At 61.3% G+C, this 18115-nt stretch carries 13 protein-coding genes and 1 pseudogene; 10 read left to right on the top strand and 4 right to left on the bottom strand.

Features of this window, described 5'->3' with window-relative positions; genetic code table 11:
* Positions 1–10 precede the first annotated feature (10 nt).
* From WG900_RS14015 to WG900_RS14005, 3 genes are all read left to right on the top strand, one after another.
* Positions 11–1990, top strand: coding sequence for an oxidoreductase (locus WG900_RS14015; RefSeq protein ID WP_339967897.1), 1980 nt, complete (start codon positions 11–13; stop codon positions 1988–1990).
* 224 nt (positions 1991–2214) lie between these two features.
* Positions 2215–4770, top strand: coding sequence for a TonB-dependent receptor (locus tag WG900_RS14010; protein ID WP_339967896.1), 2556 nt, complete (start codon positions 2215–2217; stop codon positions 4768–4770).
* Positions 4771–4922: 152 nt separating this feature from the next.
* Positions 4923–6011 carry a CaiB/BaiF CoA transferase family protein gene (locus tag WG900_RS14005; RefSeq protein WP_339967895.1) on the top strand — a complete coding sequence of 363 codons (1089 nt, stop codon included), beginning with the start codon at positions 4923–4925 and terminating at the stop codon, positions 6009–6011.
* Positions 6012–6026: 15 nt separating this feature from the next.
* Here WG900_RS14005 and WG900_RS14000 read toward each other — a convergent pair whose 3' ends face one another.
* Positions 6027–7199 carry an NADP-dependent oxidoreductase gene (locus WG900_RS14000; protein ID WP_339967894.1) on the bottom strand — a complete coding sequence of 391 codons (1173 nt, stop codon included), beginning with the start codon at positions 7197–7199 and terminating at the stop codon, positions 6027–6029.
* Here WG900_RS14000 and WG900_RS13995 point away from each other — a divergent pair.
* The 5 genes and pseudogenes from WG900_RS13995 to WG900_RS13975 all read left to right on the top strand — a co-directional run bounded on the left by WG900_RS13995 (position 7173) and on the right by WG900_RS13975 (position 14351).
* Positions 7173–8378, top strand: a complete 1206-nt coding sequence (locus WG900_RS13995; protein WP_339967893.1) for an acetyl-CoA C-acetyltransferase — start codon at positions 7173–7175, stop codon at positions 8376–8378. The genes WG900_RS14000 and WG900_RS13995 overlap by 27 nt on opposite strands.
* Before the next feature lie 4 nt (positions 8379–8382).
* The gene (locus WG900_RS13990; protein ID WP_339967892.1) at positions 8383–10530 is read left to right on the top strand and encodes a 3-hydroxyacyl-CoA dehydrogenase NAD-binding domain-containing protein; all 2148 of its coding nucleotides are present in this window, start codon (positions 8383–8385) and stop codon (positions 10528–10530) included.
* Positions 10531–10545: 15 nt separating this feature from the next.
* The gene (locus WG900_RS13985; protein WP_339967891.1) at positions 10546–11703 is read left to right on the top strand and encodes an acyl-CoA dehydrogenase family protein; all 1158 of its coding nucleotides are present in this window, start codon (positions 10546–10548) and stop codon (positions 11701–11703) included.
* Between the two features lie 110 nt (positions 11704–11813).
* Positions 11814–12131: pseudogene (locus tag WG900_RS13980) on the top strand (transposase); the annotation flags it as partial.
* A gap of 729 nt (positions 12132–12860) precedes the next feature.
* Positions 12861–14351 (top strand): glycerol-3-phosphate dehydrogenase, encoded by a 1491-nt coding sequence (locus WG900_RS13975; RefSeq protein ID WP_339967889.1) that lies wholly within the window; start codon positions 12861–12863, stop codon positions 14349–14351.
* Here the strand turns inward: WG900_RS13975 and WG900_RS13970 are convergent.
* From WG900_RS13970 to WG900_RS13960, 3 genes are read right to left on the bottom strand one after another with little or no spacing between them, the layout of a single operon-like run.
* Positions 14348–14779 carry an acyl-CoA thioesterase gene (locus tag WG900_RS13970; protein ID WP_339967888.1) on the bottom strand — a complete coding sequence of 144 codons (432 nt, stop codon included), beginning with the start codon at positions 14777–14779 and terminating at the stop codon, positions 14348–14350. The genes WG900_RS13975 and WG900_RS13970 overlap by 4 nt on opposite strands.
* Positions 14776–15900 carry an alcohol dehydrogenase catalytic domain-containing protein gene (locus tag WG900_RS13965; protein WP_339967886.1) on the bottom strand — a complete coding sequence of 375 codons (1125 nt, stop codon included), beginning with the start codon at positions 15898–15900 and terminating at the stop codon, positions 14776–14778. The genes WG900_RS13970 and WG900_RS13965 overlap by 4 nt, the downstream gene beginning before the upstream one ends.
* Before the next feature lie 2 nt (positions 15901–15902).
* Entirely contained in the window at positions 15903–16442 is a 540-nt protein-coding gene (locus tag WG900_RS13960; RefSeq protein WP_339967885.1) for a TlpA family protein disulfide reductase, read from the bottom strand.
* 43 nt (positions 16443–16485) lie between these two features.
* On the opposite strand from WG900_RS13960, the gene argH reads away from it, so the two are divergent.
* The gene (gene argH, locus WG900_RS13955; RefSeq protein ID WP_339968140.1) at positions 16486–17859 is read left to right on the top strand and encodes an argininosuccinate lyase; all 1374 of its coding nucleotides are present in this window, start codon (positions 16486–16488) and stop codon (positions 17857–17859) included.
* A gap of 4 nt (positions 17860–17863) precedes the next feature.
* Positions 17864–18109 carry a hypothetical protein gene (locus tag WG900_RS13950; RefSeq protein ID WP_339967883.1) on the top strand — a complete coding sequence of 82 codons (246 nt, stop codon included), beginning with the start codon at positions 17864–17866 and terminating at the stop codon, positions 18107–18109.
* Positions 18110–18115: the final 6 nt, after the last annotated feature.

Genomic DNA, 18115 nt, shown 5'->3' with positions numbered 1-18115 from the left:
GCGGTCGCAGATGGCTACCTTCAAGCACCTGTTCAGCCCGTTCAAGATTGGCGCGCTGGAACTTCGCAACCGCGTTTTTATGTCGCCGCATGGCATGGTGGGGCTCGGCATCGGCACCGATGCGCAGGTTGGCTATTTCGAGGCGCGCGCAAAGGGCGGCTGCGGCTTCATGGTCATCGCCAGCTGTCAGGTGGTTCCCGCGCCGCAAGTGCCGCCGGGATGGTTCATTGAAGCCTATAATCGCGATCATATCCCGGCGATTCGGCGCATCGTTGATGCCGTGCACGGCCATGACAGCAAGATTGTTGTCCAGGGCGTTTGGATGCAGGCCGATCCTGCCACCGGCCAGGCGTCGGGCATGGCCCCGCATACCGTTCTTAGCGATAGTCAGCCGCGCTCGATGACTGTGGCTGAGATACAGGCCCTGGTGGAAGCGCATATTGTGGCGGCCCGCCATGCCGAAGAGGCCGGAGCGGATGGCTTCGAATTTCCCATCGGTGGCGGTGCAGGGCTGCAGAGTTTTACCTCGTCGCTCTACAACCACCGGACCGACGAATACGGCGGCAATCTGGACAACCGGATGCGCATGGTGATGGAAATCATCGACGGCATCCGTACTCGCTGCAAACCGGATTTCGTGCTGGGCCTTGCCGTCAATGCCGATGACACGACACTGGGCGGAGAGGGATTGAGCGAAGGGCTAGCGATCTGCAAACTGCTGTCGGATAGCGGCAAGGTTGATTGGCTGCGTATCACCGCGCGTGGACAGAAGCCGCAGATGACGCACTTCCATTATCCATCGTCCTATCTCGGCGAGCAGGGCACCCATGTTTATGCCGCCGCCGAGGTGAAGAAAGTGGTCAATATCCCGGTCGTCAGTGGCGGCCGTATTCTTGATGCAGTCCATGGCGACAAGCTGATCGATGAAGGCAAGGTCGACATGATCTTTGTTGCTCGTTCAGTTATTGCCGACCCTGAATGGCCGAACAAGTCACGCAACGGCCAAAACAGTGAAATCCGCGCTTGCATCGGTGATCTGGAAGGCTGTTTTTTGCGTTCGTGCATCGGTCATCCGGTGGGCTGCACAGTCAATCCGGAAATTGGCAACGAGCATCTGCCGCCGCTGGAGCCAGCTGGGCGAATTAAGCGGGTAGTGATCGCCGGCGGCGGCCCTGCCGGGATGCAAGCGGCGCTCGTTGCTGCGCAGCGCGGCCATAGCGTTACCTTGCTGGAGAAGTCTGGTGTTCTGGGCGGCCATGTGACTTTGCAGGCGAAACTGCCCGGCCTTGAAGATCGCAGCGATATTATCCGCTGGCTGCAATTGCAGTTGGGCAAGCACGCGGTGAAGATCCGGCTCGACACCGAAGCCACGCCTGAACTGATCGCAAAGCTGGAAGCAGAGGCTGTCGTAATCGCCACCGGTGCAAACTATGCCCGCAACGGCGTGAGCAAGAGCCAGCTTGCACCGGTGCTCGGAACAGACCTTGCCCATGTCTTGACTCCGGAAGATCTGCTGCTGGGTAATGCCCGCACTGGCAAGCGCGTGGTCGTCTATGACAACACATCCTACGAGGTTGGGCCGGGTATTGCCGAGATGCTGGCCGACCAGGGCAAGGAAGTGATTTTCGTCACAGCCGACAGCGGTCTTGCCATGTCCGTGACCGAAATCGGCATCAACAAGGTAATCAGCAAGCGGTTGTTGCCCAAGGTGACTTTTATTCCGCAAACGGTGATTGCTGCAATTGATCCGGCAGATGTGACGCTGGTCCATGCTTATACAGGTGTCGCGACCGTGCTTGAGAATGTCGACAACACAATCTTAGTGACTTCAAAGCCGCCGAATGAATCGCTGTATCATGCGCTTGTGGCATCCAGTTCCTGCAAAGGCATCGACGTGCATTTGATAGGTGATGCAAGAGAGGCACGGTGGAGCACCTTTGCGACCGACGAAGCAATCAAGGATGGTAGGCGGGTAGGCCTGATCCTGTGACAATAAATTGATAAAAATATAATAATATCAATAACTAAATTCATCCGAAAAAATATTCACGTCAAAAAGAAGGCCCTGCCGATAGATAGGTGTGAAGGGGCATAGTCAGGATCAGCTACCGATCCAGCAGTAAAGCCATGCGCAGTAGCGCCGGAACAAACTGTGCCGGATCCGCCAGGGCAAAACCAAATTTGCATGGCACGAATTACTCGGGAGGGAAATGAATGGACATTCTTCTTAGCCGCAGCAAACTGCTTGCCACCACCGTTCTTTCGATCGGACTGTTGGGGAGCGCGCCTGCGTTTGCCCAGGCCACATCAGCACCACAGGCTGCACAAGCCGAAGATGATCAGAGCGGAATTGCCGACATTGTCGTCACGGCCCGTAAGTCTTCAGAAAATCTGCAGTCAGTCCCGGTGTCTGTTACTGCGCTCAGCGCCGAGGTGCTTGAGAGCAAGCAGGTCTTTGAGGTGACCGATTTGGCTCGCACCGCGCCGAGCCTGACCATCAGCACCGGCGGCACCGGCCCGGCATCGATCGTCTACCTCGCCATTCGCGGCCAGGCGCAGAACAGCCCGAACTCGCTGTCTGACTCCTCGGTCGGTATCTATGTCGATGGCGTCTATGTCGCTCGCCCGATGGTCGGCAACCTCGGCTTCCTTGACGCGGCAAGCGCCGAAGTCCTGCGCGGCCCTCAGGGCACACTGTTCGGTCGCAACACGACTGGTGGCGCGCTGAACCTGACCTCCAATCAGCCCGCGAATATCCTTGAGGGCAGCCTCAAGGTCGGGGCCGGCAACTATGACCAGCGCATGGTCGAGGGCATCCTCAACGTTCCGATGGGTGAAGAGCTCGCGGTCCGCTTTGCCGGCCGTTACAGCGAGCATTCGGGCTATTTCCGCAATCCGGTCGCCGGCTATCCGCAAGGCAGCGTGAACGGCGAATATGTTGCCCGCGCAACCCTGAAGTGGGAACCTGCCGCGCTGCCGATCAAGCTGACGATCACAGGCGAATATGTCGACTACAAGGATAATGGCAACGCGACAGCAGTTGCCGCCATTAATCCTGCGGTTCTCACACAGGCCACCAATGGTGCCTATATCAATCCGGCGTTTGCGGAATTCGTTACAGCCGCACAGCTTCCTTCGTTCACTGCGGCCAATTCCAAATGGACCGATACGTTTTCTCAGCCGCGCACCGGCGACCCGCTGATCGACCGCCTGCATAATACAAACCGGGTGAAATCGACTGCGGCTACGTTTGAATGGGACTTGGGCGGGGCCAATCTCAAGTCGATCACCGCCTATCGCACCTCGTTCACCGAGGACAGCCTTGATCTGCAGGGCGTGCCTTCCACCGTCGTTGCCGGCTCGCCGCCAATCGCTTTTGCACAAGGGTGCCTTGCTGGCGTGCCGGCACTGATCCCGGCTTGCACGGGCGCTTTCGGCCCAAACTTTGCAGTCGTCATACCCGCGGCGTTTGGTCCTTATGTTCCGGGTCTAGTGGATGCGCGTTCGGCCTTCGTCAGCACGTACAATCAGGAACAGTTCAGCCAAGAAATCCAGCTTTCCGGCAAGACTGGCAACCTTGATTGGCAGACCGGTCTCTATTACTTTGTCGAGACGGGCGACGAACAGTCGCGGTCGTGGGTCTTTGGCGGTTTGGCTCGGGCGCGAACGCTGAGTGATTTCAAGTCCAAATCGTTCGGTGCCTTTGCGCAGCTCAACTATCATCTCACCGATGCCATTCGGGTTACCGGTGGTTTCCGCTACACTTGGGACAAGCGCAGCATTAATCGCCGCAGCACCAATGACTGGTCGCTGCCTGACGATCTCGAGAAGTGCACGGTTGGCGCAAACACGGGCCTGACGGCTGCCGCTGCGCCTTGCACGGCTCCGGGAAGCGCCAGCTTCAAGTATCCGGCATGGACCTTCGGCATTGACTACCGTGTCAACGATCAGCTGTTCCTCTATGCAAAGACCAGCGGTGCATCGATGTCGGGCGGTTTCAACTCGCGTACCGTCCCCGCGCCGTTCACTCAGCAGTTCCAGCCTGAAACCGTGCGCGATATCGAAGTCGGCCTGAAGGGCGATTTCCTTGATCGCCGCTTGCGTACCAACCTTTCGGTGTTCACATCGTGGCAGGGCAACGTCCAGCGCATCGTCAACGCGCTGGTCGGAACGAGCCTCACGCAGTTTGTCACCAATGCGGGCAAGGTGCGCGCCAGTGGCGGTGAAATCGAAGTGACGGCCATTCCCTGGACGGGAATGGAACTGACGGGCAGCGCAGCCTACCTCGACGCCAAATATGTCGCAGGCAGCCGCTTCGAAAATCAGGGTACTGCTGCGGCGCCGATCCTGGTTGATCGTTCGGGTGAGCCTGTGACTCAGGCACCGAAGTGGACGCTGAATTTTGGCGCCACCCAGAAGGTGCCGACATCCTTCGGTGAGATGTCGTTCCACATCGACTATGCCTATACGACTGAAAAGGCCATGGACGCGTTCACGACGAAATCCATCGCGCAGGGCGGCACTCAGGCTAACATTGACGCAGTGGCAATTGCCAACCGGGCCTCGATCATCAAGGGCTATGGCCTGCTTAATGGCCGCATTACGTTCAATCTCGAAAATCCGAAGATTGAGCTTGCGATCTGGGGCCGTAATCTGGCCAACAAGGCATGGTTCACCAACGTGTTCAATAATTACACCGGGCTTGGTGCCACGGTGCAGTTCCAGGGTGCCCCGCGCACATTCGGCGCAACGCTTGGTTACAAGTTCTGATAGCCTAACCATCAGACTTGAAGACAAAGGAAAGGCCGCTCCGGATTTGGGGCGGCCAATCTTTTTCGGCATAGGAGTCGCGGGTTGAACGGTATTGCTTGCACGCCGTTCTGGTCATGCAAAACGCTTACGAATTGATCTGGAGACCATCCATGCCGACAGGCCCATTATCGGGAATTCGCCTCATCGAAATGGATGCGATTGGCCCGGTGCCGCTGTGCGGAATGATCCTTTCCGGTCTTGGTGCTGAAATCGTCAGAATTTGCCGGCCCGGAGGGCAGCAGGCCTGGAGCGATGTGGGCGATGCCGTCTTGCTGCGTGGCCGCACGAATGTTTCGCTCAACCTGAAATCAGAGGAAGATCGGGCGCTTCTGCTTGACCTTGTCGAGCGGGCTGACGGAATCATCGAAGGGGCACGGCCCGGAGTGATGGAGCGACTGGGCCTTGGTCCTGATGAGTGCCTCGCCCGCAATCCCCGTCTGGTCTATGGCAGGGCGACAGGCTGGGGGCAGCAAGGACCGCTGCGGCTGACTGCGGGACATGATATCAATTACATCGCGATGACCGGCGCATTGCACGCCATCGCGCAGGCCGGACAGCCGCCCACGATTCCGCTCAATCTGGTTGGGGATTATGCTGGCGGCACCATGTTTCTGGCTCTGGGGATGGTTTCGGCTATTCTTTCGGCAAAGGCTTCTGGCAAGGGCCAAGTGGTCGATGTGGCGATGGTCGATGGCGTGGCGAACCTGCTGAGCTTGTTCCATGCTTTCATCGCCACCGGCCTTTGGCAGGACCGGCCATCCGCCAATCTGCTGGATGGGTCAGCGCCATTCTATCGATGCTATACCTGCAAGGGCGGAGGCCATGTTGCTGTCGGCGCGCTAGAGCCGCAGTTCTTTGCGCAGCTGCTGGCTGGTCTCGAAATTCCCGCCGATCGCTATGACCAGAACGATCAGACGCAGTGGCCGGCAATGATTGCTCAGTTCACCGAAATCTTCCTGTCGCGACCTCGGGACGAATGGGAAGCCCTCTTTGCCGGGACCGACGCCTGTGTGTCGCCGGTCCTGTCCATGGGCGAAGCCATGGAGCATCCGGCAAATGTGTCACGACAGGTCTTTGTCACCCACGCCGGTGTCATGCAGTCCGTGCCAGCGCCAAGGTTCTCTGGAACTCCCGGCCAGATCAATGACAGTTCAAGCATGACAGCGCCTGATGTTCTTGCAGCCTGGCAGCAAGGATGAATTCGCGCTCGCCTATCAGAGCCTGACGATTCGCTTGCCCAGATTTTCCCCGCGGTAGAGCCCGGCCAAAGCGTCAAGGCAGGATTCCAGCCCGTCGGTCATGTCTTCAGCATAGTGCAATTTCCCCTCGCGGACCCAGGCCGTAAGGGTCGCTATGGCGCCGTCCCACAGGTCGAAATGGTTCAGCACAACGAACCCCTGCATTCTGGCGGATTTGACCAGGAGATGGCGTTCCACACGCGGCCCACTGGGCCAAGGGTCCCATTGCGCGATGGCGGCGGTACCACAAACCACAACGCGCGCGCCTTGGGCCAGACGGGGATAGACCGTGTCGCTGATCATGCCGGCAGTGTTGTCGAAGTAGACATTCACGCCATCAGGACAGGCAGCATCCAGCGCCTCGCCCAGGCCATCAGCCTTATAGTCCAGTGCATGGTCATAACCGAACAGATCCCTGCATTGCGCCGCTTTGACTGGACCGCCAGCAATTCCGACCGTTCTGCACCCCAGTATGCGGGCGAACTGGCCGACGGCTGAGCCGACTGATCCGGCTGCGGTGGAGACCACGACGGTATCGCCCCGCTTTGGTTCGCCTGCCAGTGTCAGGCCCAGCAAGGCAGTGACGCCATTGATTCCGAGCACTCCCAGCGCCAGCGATGCGGGCAAGTCTGTCTGATCGATCTTGCGGATAATGGCCTTCGCCGTCACCGTGGCGAAGGTCTGCCAGCCGAACCACCCGGTGACCATCTGTCCGATGGGCCAGCTGGCATCAGTGCTTTCGACGATTTCACCCACGGCGAGTGATTTCATGACCGCGCCAATTGCAACCGGCTCGGCATAATTGTTTGCATCGGCAATCCACCCGCGCATGGCCGGCTCCACCGAGAGGAACCGGTTGGCAATGCGGATTTCGCCCGAGGCAAGCGGGCTGAGCGGACTGTCCACTATCTGGAAATTTTGTGCTTGTGCGATGCCTGTCGGCCTCGAAACCAGGATTACCTGACGGTTCACGGGAAGCTCCTGAGTGTCGCGCCCAGTAAAGCCATGGCCATTCTGCGAGGTCCTATCGCAGGGTAGGTGTGAAAAGCAGGCTTGGCCAGAAAGGGAAGGCGTAAATGCCAGACTTTCTCTGGCTCGCCGGAATTCAGGAGAAGCCCGAAAATGCGCGATGTTTTCATCTACGACCATGTCCGCACCCCGCGGGGACGCGGCCGGCCCGATGGTTCGTTGCACGAAATCCCCGCAATCCAGCTGGTCACCCAGTTGCTGGAAGCGGTGCGGGATCGCAATGACCTTGACACGGCCCTGTTAGACGATGTGGTGATTGGCTGTGCCCAGCCAGTAGGCGAACAGGGCGGGGTTCTCGCTCGCGGTGCGGTGCTGAATGCCGGATATGCCGATACAGTGGGCGGTCAGCAGGTCCACCGGTTCTGCGGATCGGGGCTTGAAGCCGTGAACAACGTTGCCGGCCAGGTAGCCTCGGGCATGGCCATGGCTGGTATCGGCGGCGGCGTCGACTCGATGAGCCGCACGATCATGGGTTATGACAGCGGCGCCTGGGCTGCCGATCCCAGCGTGGCGCTGCACAATTATTACACGCCGCAGGGCATCGGCGCCGATCTGATCGCCACGCTCGAAGGCTACAGTCGTACCGACGTCGATAGCTATGCTGCCGAAAGCCAGCGCCGCGCTGCGGTCGCTTGGGACGAAGGCCGGTTTTCGCGCTCAATCGTACCTGTGCGTGACGTCATGGGCGAGGTCGTGCTCGACAATGATGAGTTCCGCCGCCCTTCCACTACGGTGGAATCGCTCGGTGCGCTCAAGCCGGCCTTTGCGGGAATGGCCGCGATGGGTTTTGGTCGCGTGGTGCGCGAACGCTATCCGCAAGTCGAGGAAATCAACCATGTCCACACCGGCGGCAATTCCAGCGGCATCGTCGATGGTTCGGGCGTCGTGCTGCTGGGCAATGCCGAGTTCGGCAAGGCAACCGGGCTGAAGCCGCGCGCCCGGATGCGCTCGTGGGCGTCGATCGGGTCTGAACAGACGATCATGCTCACCGCTCCGGTGGCCGTCGCGCACAAGGCCCTGAAAAACGCAGGGATGACGGCCGACCAGATCGACCTTTGGGAACTGAACGAGGCTTTCGCCAGCGTTGTGCTCCGCTTCATGAAATACATGGAAATCGATCATGAAAAGATCAACGTCAACGGCGGTGCGATTGCCATGGGCCATCCGCTGGGGGCAACCGGCGCAATGATCCTGGGCACCGTACTCGACGAGCTGGAACGCCGCGACCTCAATACTGCCATGACCTTGCTGTGCGTCGGCAACGGCATGGGCACTGCTGCCATCATTGAACGGGTCTGATACGATGCGACATATTGCACTTGAAACCGGCGCTGACGGCGTCGCCATCCTTACCCTGAACAATGCCGACGAAAGCATGAACGTCGTCTCCGACGACTGGCTGAGCGAAATGAACGAGGCCATCGCCCAGTTGCGCGCCAATGATGCGGTGACTGGCGTGATCATCACGTCCGGCAAGAAAGCCTTCATGGCGGGTGCCGATCTGAAGGCGTTGGTCAACGCTTATGGCAATCTGACGGTCAAGCAGGCCTATGAATTCAGCCAGAAAGCCACAGCGATGCACCGCGCGCTGGAAACGATGGGCAAGCCCGTGGCCTGCGCCATGAACGGCCTGGCGCTGGGCGGCGGTTTTGAACTGGCGCTGGCTTGCCATTACCGCGTTCTGGCTGACGATCCCAAGGCAGTGATTGGCCTGCCCGAAGTCAATGTCGGCCTGTTGCCGGGCTCGGGCGGCACCCAGCGCCTTGCGCGGATGATCGGCGTTCAGGCTGCTCTGGACCTGCTGCTGACCGGGCGTTCACTTGCTCCTGCCGATGCGCTCAAGGCAAAGGTCGTCGATGCGCTGGCCCCTGCCGGGGATGTCATTGCCGCTGCCAAGGCGTGGTTGGCGACCGGACCAAGTCCGGTGCGCAAGTGGGATGTAAAGGGTTATGCTGCACCCGAACAGCGTATGATGATCATACCGGAAGTGGCGATGGGATTTTCTAACGGCGTGGCGCAGGTCGTCGATAAGGCGGGTTACAACATGCCGGCTGCCCCGGCGATCCTGTCGGCGGTGTTTGAGGGTATCCAGTTGCCGATGGACAAGGCGCTGTCGGTTGAAAGCAAGTATTTCGCCAAGCTGCTGACCGATCCGGTCGCGCGCAACATCATCCGCACCACCTTCATCTCCAAGCAGGCCGCGGAAAAGGGCGCTCGCCGCCCTGCCGGTGTGCCCAAGACCACCTTCACCAAGGTTGGCGTGCTGGGCGCGGGCATGATGGGCGCGGGGATCGCGCTGGTTTCGGCGCAGGCCGGGATCGACGTGGTGCTGATCGACCGCGATGTTGCCACGGCCGAAAAGGGCAAGGGCTACAGCGCCAAGGTGTTCGGCAAGCTTGTGGCCAAGGGCACGATGACGCAGGATAAGGCTGATGCCATCCTGGCCCGCATCACCCCGACCGACGATTTCGCGGTGCTGGCAGGTTGCCAGATGGTGATCGAGGCGGTGTTCGAGGATATAGGCATCAAGGCTGAAACCACCCGCATGGCCGAAGCGGTCATCCCCGCTGACGCGATCTTTGCCAGCAACACGTCAACCCTGCCGATTGGCCAGCTGGCGCAGGCTTCGGCGCGTCCGGGGCAGTTCATCGGCACGCACTTCTTCTCGCCGGTTGACCGCATGGGGCTGGTCGAAGTGATCATGGGCAAGCAGACCGCGCCCGAAACGCTGGCCAAGGCGCTCGATTTCGTCGCGCAGGTGCGCAAGACGCCGATCGTCGTCAATGACAGCCGCGGCTTCTACACCAGCCGGGTGTTTCGCATGATGATCTTCGAAGGCGTTGCGATGCTGGAAGAGGGAATTGAACCCGCCCGGATCGAGAACGCGGCCAAAGCCGCCGGTTTCCCGGTCGGCCCGCTGGCGCTGCTCGATGAAGTGACGATGGAATTGCCGGTCAAGATCCTTGAAGATGCGGCTGGCGAAGCGGGTAACACCTATACCATTGAAAAGGGCATGGCCGTTCTCAAGCGCATGATCGCGCTGGGCCGGGGCAGCCGCAAGGCGGGCGGCGGTTTCTACGCCTATCCCGAAGGCGCGCCCAAGCACCTGTGGAAGGGACTGGCCGAGGAATTCCCGGTCGCCGCGCAGCAGCCCGATCAGGCCGAGCTCAAGGCGCGCCTGCTTTACGCGCAGGCCATCGAAACCGCCCGCTGCTTTGAAGAAGGCGTGATCGAAACGGCTGAGGACGGCGATCTCGGGGCGATCTATGGCTGGGGCTTCCCGGCGTGGACCGGCGGGACACTCAGCTATATCGACACGGTCGGCATTGCCGCTTTTGTGGCCGAGTGTGATCGGCTGGCCCAGCTCTATGGTGAGCGCTTCGCCCCTTCGGCCTGGCTGCGCGCCAAGGCGGCAAAGGGTGAAGGTTTCTACCCTGCTGCTGCGGCCTGAGGAGGCAATTTCAATATGCGCCGTATGATTTTCGAATCCGAACACGAACAGTTCCGCGACTCCGTCCGCCGCTTCATGCAGGCCGAAGTCGCGCCGCATACGGATCGCTGGCGCGAAGCGGGTATGGTGGACCGCGAGACTTACCTGAAGGCCGGGGCGCAGGGCCTGCTCTGCGTCGATGCCGAGGAACGGTTTGGCGGCGCGGGGATCAGCGATTTCCGCTTCAACCAGATCATCATCGAAGAAAACATGCGCCATGGCGACATCGGGTTCTACATCAATCTGCACAACGATCTGGTTGCGCCCTACATTTCCAAGCTGGGCAATGAGGAACAGAAGGCGCGCTTCATGCCGGGGATTGTCTCGGGAGAGACGATTCTCGCTGTCGCGATGACTGAGCCTTCCACCGGCAGTGATCTTGCGGGCATGAAGACCCGGGCGGTCAAAAAGGGCGATCACTGGGTGCTGAACGGCGCCAAGACCTATATCTCCAACGGAATTCTCGGCGACCTGATTGTCGTGGCCGCCCGAACCGATCCCGACCGGTCGCATGGCATCAGCCTGTTCCTTATCGAACGCGGCATGGAAGGCTTCGAACGTGGCCGCAAGCTGGAGAAGATGGGCCTCAAGAGCCAGGATACCGCCGAACTGTTCTTCAACGATGTAAAGGTGCCTGAAGCGAACCTGCTGGGCGAGGCCGGGCAGGGATTCAAGTATCTCGCGCGGATGCTCGCGCAGGAACGCCTGGTCGCGGCCATCGGCTTCACCGCCACGGCGCAGACCGCTTTCGATCTGACTCTGGAATACGTCAAGGAACGCCGGGCCTTCGGCAAACCCATCGGCGCCTTCCAGAACACCCGCTTCAAGATGGCCCAGATGCGCGCCGAACTGGACATGGCGCAGACCTATGTCGATCAGTGCGTGCTGCTGCTCAACGCCGGAGAATTGTCAGCAGAGGATGCGTCGGCGGCTAAGTTGCTGTCCAGTGAGCTGGAAGCCCGGGTCATGGACCAGTGCGTCCAGTTCCATGGCGGTGCGGGCTATATGGAGGAGTACCGTATCAGCCGGATGTACACCGATGCGCGCATCAGTCGGATTTTCGCGGGCACCAGCGAAATCATGCTGGAAATTATCGGGCGAGGGCTGGGGTTGGACGAACGCAAGATGAATTGAGCTTGGCCAGTCGCGGAATCGACTAACTCGTGTGCTAGGCTCAGGACCTATTAAATTGCTTGCGTGGCTGGCTGGGTGTTGATTCAATGGCGGCGCGAGGAGGCGTTGCGATGAGTGACCTGATCTGGTTGTCGGAGGCGCAGATGCGTCGGATCGAGCCGTATCTCCCATTGTCGCGCGGGGTGCCGCGGGTTGATGATCGTCGGATCATCAGCGGCATTATCTTCGTCATCCGCAATGGCCTGCGATGGCGTGATGCGCCTGCGGCATACGGCCCGCCCAAAACGATCTACAACCGGTTCATCCGTTGGAGCCGCATGGGCGTGTTCAACCGGATCTTCGCTGCCTTGGCAGCCAAGGGCGGCAAGCCAGACCAACTCATGATCGACGCCACCCATCTCAAGTCGCACCGCACGGCAGCCAGCCTGCTCGATCAGGTGCGGCCCCTCCACCTGAAGATGTCGTCAAAGCCGATCAGGCCATCGTACAGCGCATACAAGATCAGCGACTGACGGCAGTGAACGTCGTAGCGCTCTCGCGCGACCTTCAGGTGCTGAACGACGGTTTCCGCGCTGATCCCGAGGATAATGGCCGATTCTACAGCGCTTTTTCCCCCGCGGCCCAGAGCAGGCATTCTCGTTGGCGGCGCTGGAGCCTGGCGTGGCTACTAAGACCAATTTTCCGGATATCCTGATGAGACCCTGGTCGCCGATACGCGACGCGGGAGCGAAGCCAGCCGTGCCATGGCGCCGGCAGAGCGACTGACAGCGATGATTGAAATCGTGCAATCGGACGCACTCTATCGGCAGGAATATGAACGCTTTGTCGAAAGCATGGCATTCGGAGACGCTCAGGAAATTCCTTCATTCGAAACGGCATTCGCTGCCGTGCGGCGGCTATGTGGTCTTCTGCCCGCCAGATCCGAGACAACTGACTGGTTCAGTTAGTCTGACATCATGCCGTGACTATGCAGTCGATCGAAAGAGCGAGAGTAAGCCGTTTCCTGGCCGACGCTCATCAAGAAGATTTTCAAAGGCGACCATGGGTAGCGGCCGTAGGTCGCGAGCAAAGCGCCCCCCCGCAACCAACACAAGACCCCGCTTCGGCGGGGTTTTTGCGTTTGGCGTTAGCGCGTGGCTGGGGCACTGTTGAACGGCATGACCCTTCCGGCTGACCAGATTTACGAAATTGCCGTGATCGGCGGCGGCGTGAATGGCTGCGGCATTGCGCGAGACGCAGCGGGGCGGGGGGCGCAGGTGCTGCTGCTCGAGGCTGGAGATCTTGCCGGCGGTACATCCTCCGCCTCGACTAAGCTGATCCACGGCGGACTGCGCTATCTCGAGCATTACGAATTTGCCCTGGTGCGCGAGGCTCTGTCCGAGCGCGAGCAGCTGTGGGGCATCGCGCCGCACATTATCTGGCCGCTGCGCTTTGTCCTGCCGCACGCCAAAGGGTTGCGGCCACGCTGGTTGCTACGGCTAGGGCTGTTTATTTATGACCATATCGGCGGGCGCAAGCGGTTGCCGACGGCCGAATCCATTGACCTCTCGCGCCACCCTGCCGGCGGGCCGCTCAAGCCGGAATTCGCGCAAGGCTTTGTCTATTCGGATTGCTGGGTCGATGATGCCCGCCTTGTCGTGTTAAACGCCCGCGATGCCGCCGATCGCGGCGCGGCGATCCGCACCCATTGCCCGGTTGAACGCCTAGAACGGCATGGCGACCTGTGGCATTTGGACACGCCCGACGGACCCTTCCGTGCCCGAGCCGTGGTCAACGCCGCCGGTCCACGCGTGCTTGATGTTCTGGGGCGCGCTCATGAGCAGGCTGAATACGGCATGCGACTGGTGCGCGGCAGCCATATTGTCGTACCGAAGCTGTTCGATCATGAATTTGCCTACTTCTTCCAACTGCCGGACGGGCGCATCTTTTTCGCAATTCCCTACGAGCAGGACTTCACCCTGATTGGCACGACCGACCGCGACCACACTGGCGGTGAACCGCGCGCCAGCGAGGAGGAAATTGCCTACCTCTGCGAAGGCGCGAGCCTTTATTTCCGCAATCGGGTGGTGCCAGCCGATGTCGTCTGGACCTATTCGGGGGTCCGCCCTTTGCTCGACGATCACTCCGGCAAACCCGAGGCGGCAACGCGCGGTTATCGCTTCGACCTGTCGGAAGCGGAGGAAGGCGCGCCGATCCTCACCGTATTCGGCGGCAAGATCACAACCTATCGGCACCTGGCGCAGGAAGCTGTCGAACTGCTTGCCGAGCGCTTGCCAGTCCTCAAGGGCGAAGGGTGGACGGCGACAGCAACGCTGCCCGGTGGCGATTTTCCGCGCGAGGAAGCGGATGATTTGCTGGCTTTAATCGCGGACCGATATCCATTTCTTGAGCCGCTGTGGGCTTCGCGCTTGGCGCGTTGTTATGGAACGCTCACTACAGAGATATTGGGTGATGCGGCTTCACTGGCTGAATGCGGGGCGCACTTTGGCCACGGTCTGACCGAAGCGGAAGTGCGCTTTTTGATGAGGCGTGAGTGGGCGCGCAGTGCGGAAGACGTTCTTTGGCGCCGGACTAAGCTCGGCCTGCGGTTTTCTGCGGCTGAGCAGGACCAGTTGCGTGCCTTCATTGCAGGGCGGCCAGCGGACTAGGTCAGAGTTTCCAGAGTCCGTCGCCAAGCTTCGGGCAGCGGCACCGGGCGGCGGTTCGTCCGGTCGACATAGACATGGGTGAAATGCCCTTCGGCTGCGGGCCTGTCTGATCCGGGAGCGAACACGCCGAGCCGGTAAGTGACGCTCGACGACCCCAGTCGCTCGATCAGCAGGCCGATCTCCACCGTCATCGGATGGACCAGCGATGCGGCGTAGCGGCAGCCGGTTTCCACCACAAGGCCGATCGGATCACCGTGTTCGATATCGAGCAGGCCCACGTCGATCAACCAGTTGTTCACCACCGTATCGAACCAGCGGTACTGCACGGCATTGTTGACATGACCATAGACGTCATTGTCCGCCCATTGCGTCGGCAGGCTGTGCCAGTGGCGATAGGCGTCTCGGCCAAGCAAGGGGGCGCGGCTCATGTCGGTTCTCCCGGAATGACGACCTGACGGATTGCCGAGCCATCGGCCAGCCGGTCCATGCACAGGTTGATGTCGCTGAGCGGGCTGACTGAGGTGAGTAGGCGCTCCACGGGCAGGCGGCCTTCGCGCCACAGGGCGATATAGCGCGGAATGTCGCGCGCCGGGATGGAGGAGCCCATATAACTGCCGATCAGTGCCTTACCCTCGGCCACCAGTGAAATGGCCGGAATGGTGAGCATTTCCGCCGGGTTGGGCAGGCCGACAGTTATCACCCGCCCGCCGCGCTTGGCCTTTGCATAGGCGGCGGCGAGGACGCTGGCCTTGCCGACCGATTCAATCACGACGTCGGCAGGTTCCAGCCCGTCCGCGTCTTCCGGTGCGGCGACTTCATCCGCGCCAAGGTCCAGCGCGAGCGCTCGCTTTTCGGGGGAAGGATCGATCGCGCAGACCCACGAAGCACCCGCCGCAATCGCACCCATCAGCGCCGCCATGCCAACCCCACCGAGGCCGTAGACCAGCACGCTTTCGCCTTTGCGCAAGGACGCCGTGTTCATCACCGCGCCCACGCCGGTGAGCACGGCACAGCCGAACAGCGCGGCGATTTCGGGCGGGATGTCGCTATCGACTTTCACCGCTGAGCGCCGGTCGACAACGGCATGGCTGGCAAAGGCCGATACGCCGAGGTGATGATGCACCTCCCCGCCGCCCTCGGACAAGCGGCAGCCGCCGCCGATCAGTTCGCCTCGGCCATTCGCTGATGCCGCCACGCCGCACAGGTATCCGCGCCCGTCGCGGCACTCCGCGCAGTCACCGCAAGACGGCAGGAAGATGAGCACGACGCTGTCACCGGGTGCGAAATCCGGATCGCCCGGCGTGCCGGTGGCGATCACGGTTGCCGCCGCTTCGTGCCCCAGCGCCATCGGCATCGGGCGCGGCCGGTCGCCGTTGATCACCGAGAGATCGGAATGGCAGATTCCCGCCGCGTCGATCCGCACCAGCAGCTCGCCAGGTCCGGGTTCAGCCAGATCGAGCGCGGCCAGTTCCAGCGGGGCGGAAGCCGCATAGGGTCGGGGCTGGTCGCCGGATTGGCGCAGCACGGCGGCGGTGATGCGGCGCGGCACGCCTAGAGCACCGGCTTCAGCAGCTTCCTCGTCGCCTCATCATCCCACTCGCGCGGGCCGGTCACGCGCCAAACTTCGCGGCCCTCGGCATCGTAGAGGATCGTCGTCGGCAGGGTCTGGATTTGGTAATGCGTCGATAGCTCGTTCTTCTCGTCCAGCCACGGCTCAAGGTTCTTCACCCCGCGCTGCGTCAGGAAATCGGCGACCTTTCCAGTCTCCATGTCCTGAGACACGGTCAGCACCTTCAGTTTGCCGCCGGCCAGCTTGTCGAGCTGGGGCAGCTCGGCCACGCAAGGCGCGCACCACGTGGCCCAGAGGTTGATCAGCACCGGCTTGCCCTTTAGCGAGGCCATGGACAGCTTCTTGCCCACCGGATCGACCAGCGTGAATTCGGGCAGTTCGTTGCCCTGCTTGCTGCAGTCGGGTTCGCCGACCTTGGCGGGAATGGCGGTGCAGGCGGCTATAGCCTTAGCTTGCGCCTTTTCATCGCTTTGCCTATCGCACCCCGCGAGTAGCAGGCTGATACCCAGGCCAAGGACCACGGATTTGAGCGATCTCGATAGCAGCAAGGCAGGCTCCAACCAGATGTGGGGCGGACGGTTCGAAGGTGGACCGTCAGCGATCATGCGTGAGATAAATGCCTCGATCCCGTTCGACAAGGCGCTGTGGCGGCAAGACATAGCCGCATCGAAGGCCCATGTCGCCATGCTTGGTGCTCAGGGGATCGTTTCGGCCGGGGATGCGGCGACGATTGCCGGCGGGCTCGATCAGGTTGCCGCCGAATACGAAGCCAACGGGGTGCCCGAAAACTGGGACCTTGAAGACATTCACATGACCACGGAAAGCCGCCTTGCCGAACTGATCGGCGCCGTGGCAGGCCGTTTGCACACCGCGCGCAGCCGCAATGATCAGGTGGCGACCGATTTCCGCCTGTGGGTCCGCGATGCCTGCGATTCGGCGATAGCGGGCCTCAAGGCGCTGCAGGTCGCGCTGGTCAACCGCGCGGGCGAACATGCCGGATCGATCATGCCGGGCTTCACCCATCTGCAGACCGCGCAGCCGGTGACGCTCGGCCATCACCTCATGGCCTATTACGAGATGACCGCGCGCGACGTTTCGCGCTTTGCCGATGCCCGTGTGCGGATGAACCGCAGCCCGCTGGGCGCGGCGGCGCTTGCCGGAACCGGCTTTCCTATCGACCGAGCCATGACCGCGGCGGCGCTCGCCTTCGACGGGCCAACCGCCAACAGCCTCGATTCGGTATCGGACCGCGATTTCGCGCTCGATTACCTGATGGCCGCCAGCCAGTGCGCGCTGCACCTCAGCCGCTTGGCCGAGGAGTTCATCATCTGGGCCAGCCAGCCCTTCGGCTTCGTCTCGCTGCCTGACAGCCTGTCGACCGGCAGCTCGATCATGCCGCAGAAGAAGAACCCGGACGCCGCCGAACTGGTGCGCGGCCATTCGGGGCGGATCATCGGCAGCCTCACCAGTCTGATGATCACGATGAAGGGCCTGCCGCTCGCCTATTCAAAGGACATGCAGGACGACAAGCCACCGGTGTTCGAAGCCGCGAGCCTGCTCACCCTGTGCCTCGCCGCGATGACCGGCATGGTCGAGGGCGCGACGTTCCGCACGACACGGATGCGTGCTGCTGCCGAGCTTGGTTATGCCACTGCAACCGACCTGGCCGACTGGCTCGTCCGGCAGGCGAACATACCCTTCCGTGAGGCGCATCACATCACGGGCGCCGCCGTAAAGCTTGCTGAATCGCGCGGCATTGCGCTCGATCAGTTGCCGCTGGGCGACCTGCAGGCGATCGATCCGCGCCTTACGCAGGACGTCTATGCCGCGCTGTCGGTTGAGGCTTCGGTCGCCGCGCGCAGCAGCCATGGCGGAACTGCACCGATTGAGGTAGGAAAGCGCGTTGCTGAGGCGCGGACTGCGCTGGGGCTGGAGTGATCTGATGAAGAAGGCCGCGCTCGCACTTGCTGTCCTCACCCTGCCGCTCGCCGGCTGCGGGGTAACCGCGCCGCTCAAACCGCTGGCCGGGCGTGACCTGCCCGTCGCGCCAATGGGCCGCGACACCAAACCGACGTCTGACGAGCTGCTCAAACTGCGCCCGCAGGCAGCGCCCGAACGCTCCGTCGAACTCCGCAAGAAATCCGAGGACCGCACCGACGATCCCTACGACCTGCCCCCTGAGGGCTGAGACGCA

The organism is Novosphingobium aquae, from assembly GCF_037572715.1.
Classification (GTDB): Bacteria; Pseudomonadota; Alphaproteobacteria; order Sphingomonadales; family Sphingomonadaceae; genus Novosphingobium; species Novosphingobium aquae.
The sequence above is the reverse complement of the archived record's forward strand: the minus strand, read 5'-3'. Positions and strand labels throughout refer to the sequence as shown.

What these genes read in the sequence shown, in the direction of transcription:
- WG900_RS14015 (WP_339967897.1), top strand. Translation starts at nt 11, where the DNA reads ATGGCTACCTTCAAGCACCTGTTCAGCCCGTTCAAGATTGGCGCGCTG.
- WG900_RS14010 (WP_339967896.1), top strand. Translation starts at nt 2,215, where the DNA reads ATGGACATTCTTCTTAGCCGCAGCAAACTGCTTGCCACCACCGTTCTT.
- WG900_RS14005 (WP_339967895.1), top strand. Translation starts at nt 4,923, where the DNA reads ATGCCGACAGGCCCATTATCGGGAATTCGCCTCATCGAAATGGATGCG.
- WG900_RS13995 (WP_339967893.1), top strand. Translation starts at nt 7,173, where the DNA reads ATGCGCGATGTTTTCATCTACGACCATGTCCGCACCCCGCGGGGACGC.
- WG900_RS14000 (WP_339967894.1), bottom strand. Translation starts at nt 7,199, where the DNA reads ATGGTCGTAGATGAAAACATCGCGCATTTTCGGGCTTCTCCTGAATTC.
- WG900_RS13990 (WP_339967892.1), top strand. Translation starts at nt 8,383, where the DNA reads ATGCGACATATTGCACTTGAAACCGGCGCTGACGGCGTCGCCATCCTT.
- WG900_RS13985 (WP_339967891.1), top strand. Translation starts at nt 10,546, where the DNA reads ATGCGCCGTATGATTTTCGAATCCGAACACGAACAGTTCCGCGACTCC.
- WG900_RS13975 (WP_339967889.1), top strand. Translation starts at nt 12,861, where the DNA reads ATGACCCTTCCGGCTGACCAGATTTACGAAATTGCCGTGATCGGCGGC.
- WG900_RS13970 (WP_339967888.1), bottom strand. Translation starts at nt 14,779, where the DNA reads ATGAGCCGCGCCCCCTTGCTTGGCCGAGACGCCTATCGCCACTGGCAC.
- argH (WP_339968140.1), top strand. Translation starts at nt 16,486, where the DNA reads ATGTGGGGCGGACGGTTCGAAGGTGGACCGTCAGCGATCATGCGTGAG.
- WG900_RS13950 (WP_339967883.1), top strand. Translation starts at nt 17,864, where the DNA reads ATGAAGAAGGCCGCGCTCGCACTTGCTGTCCTCACCCTGCCGCTCGCC.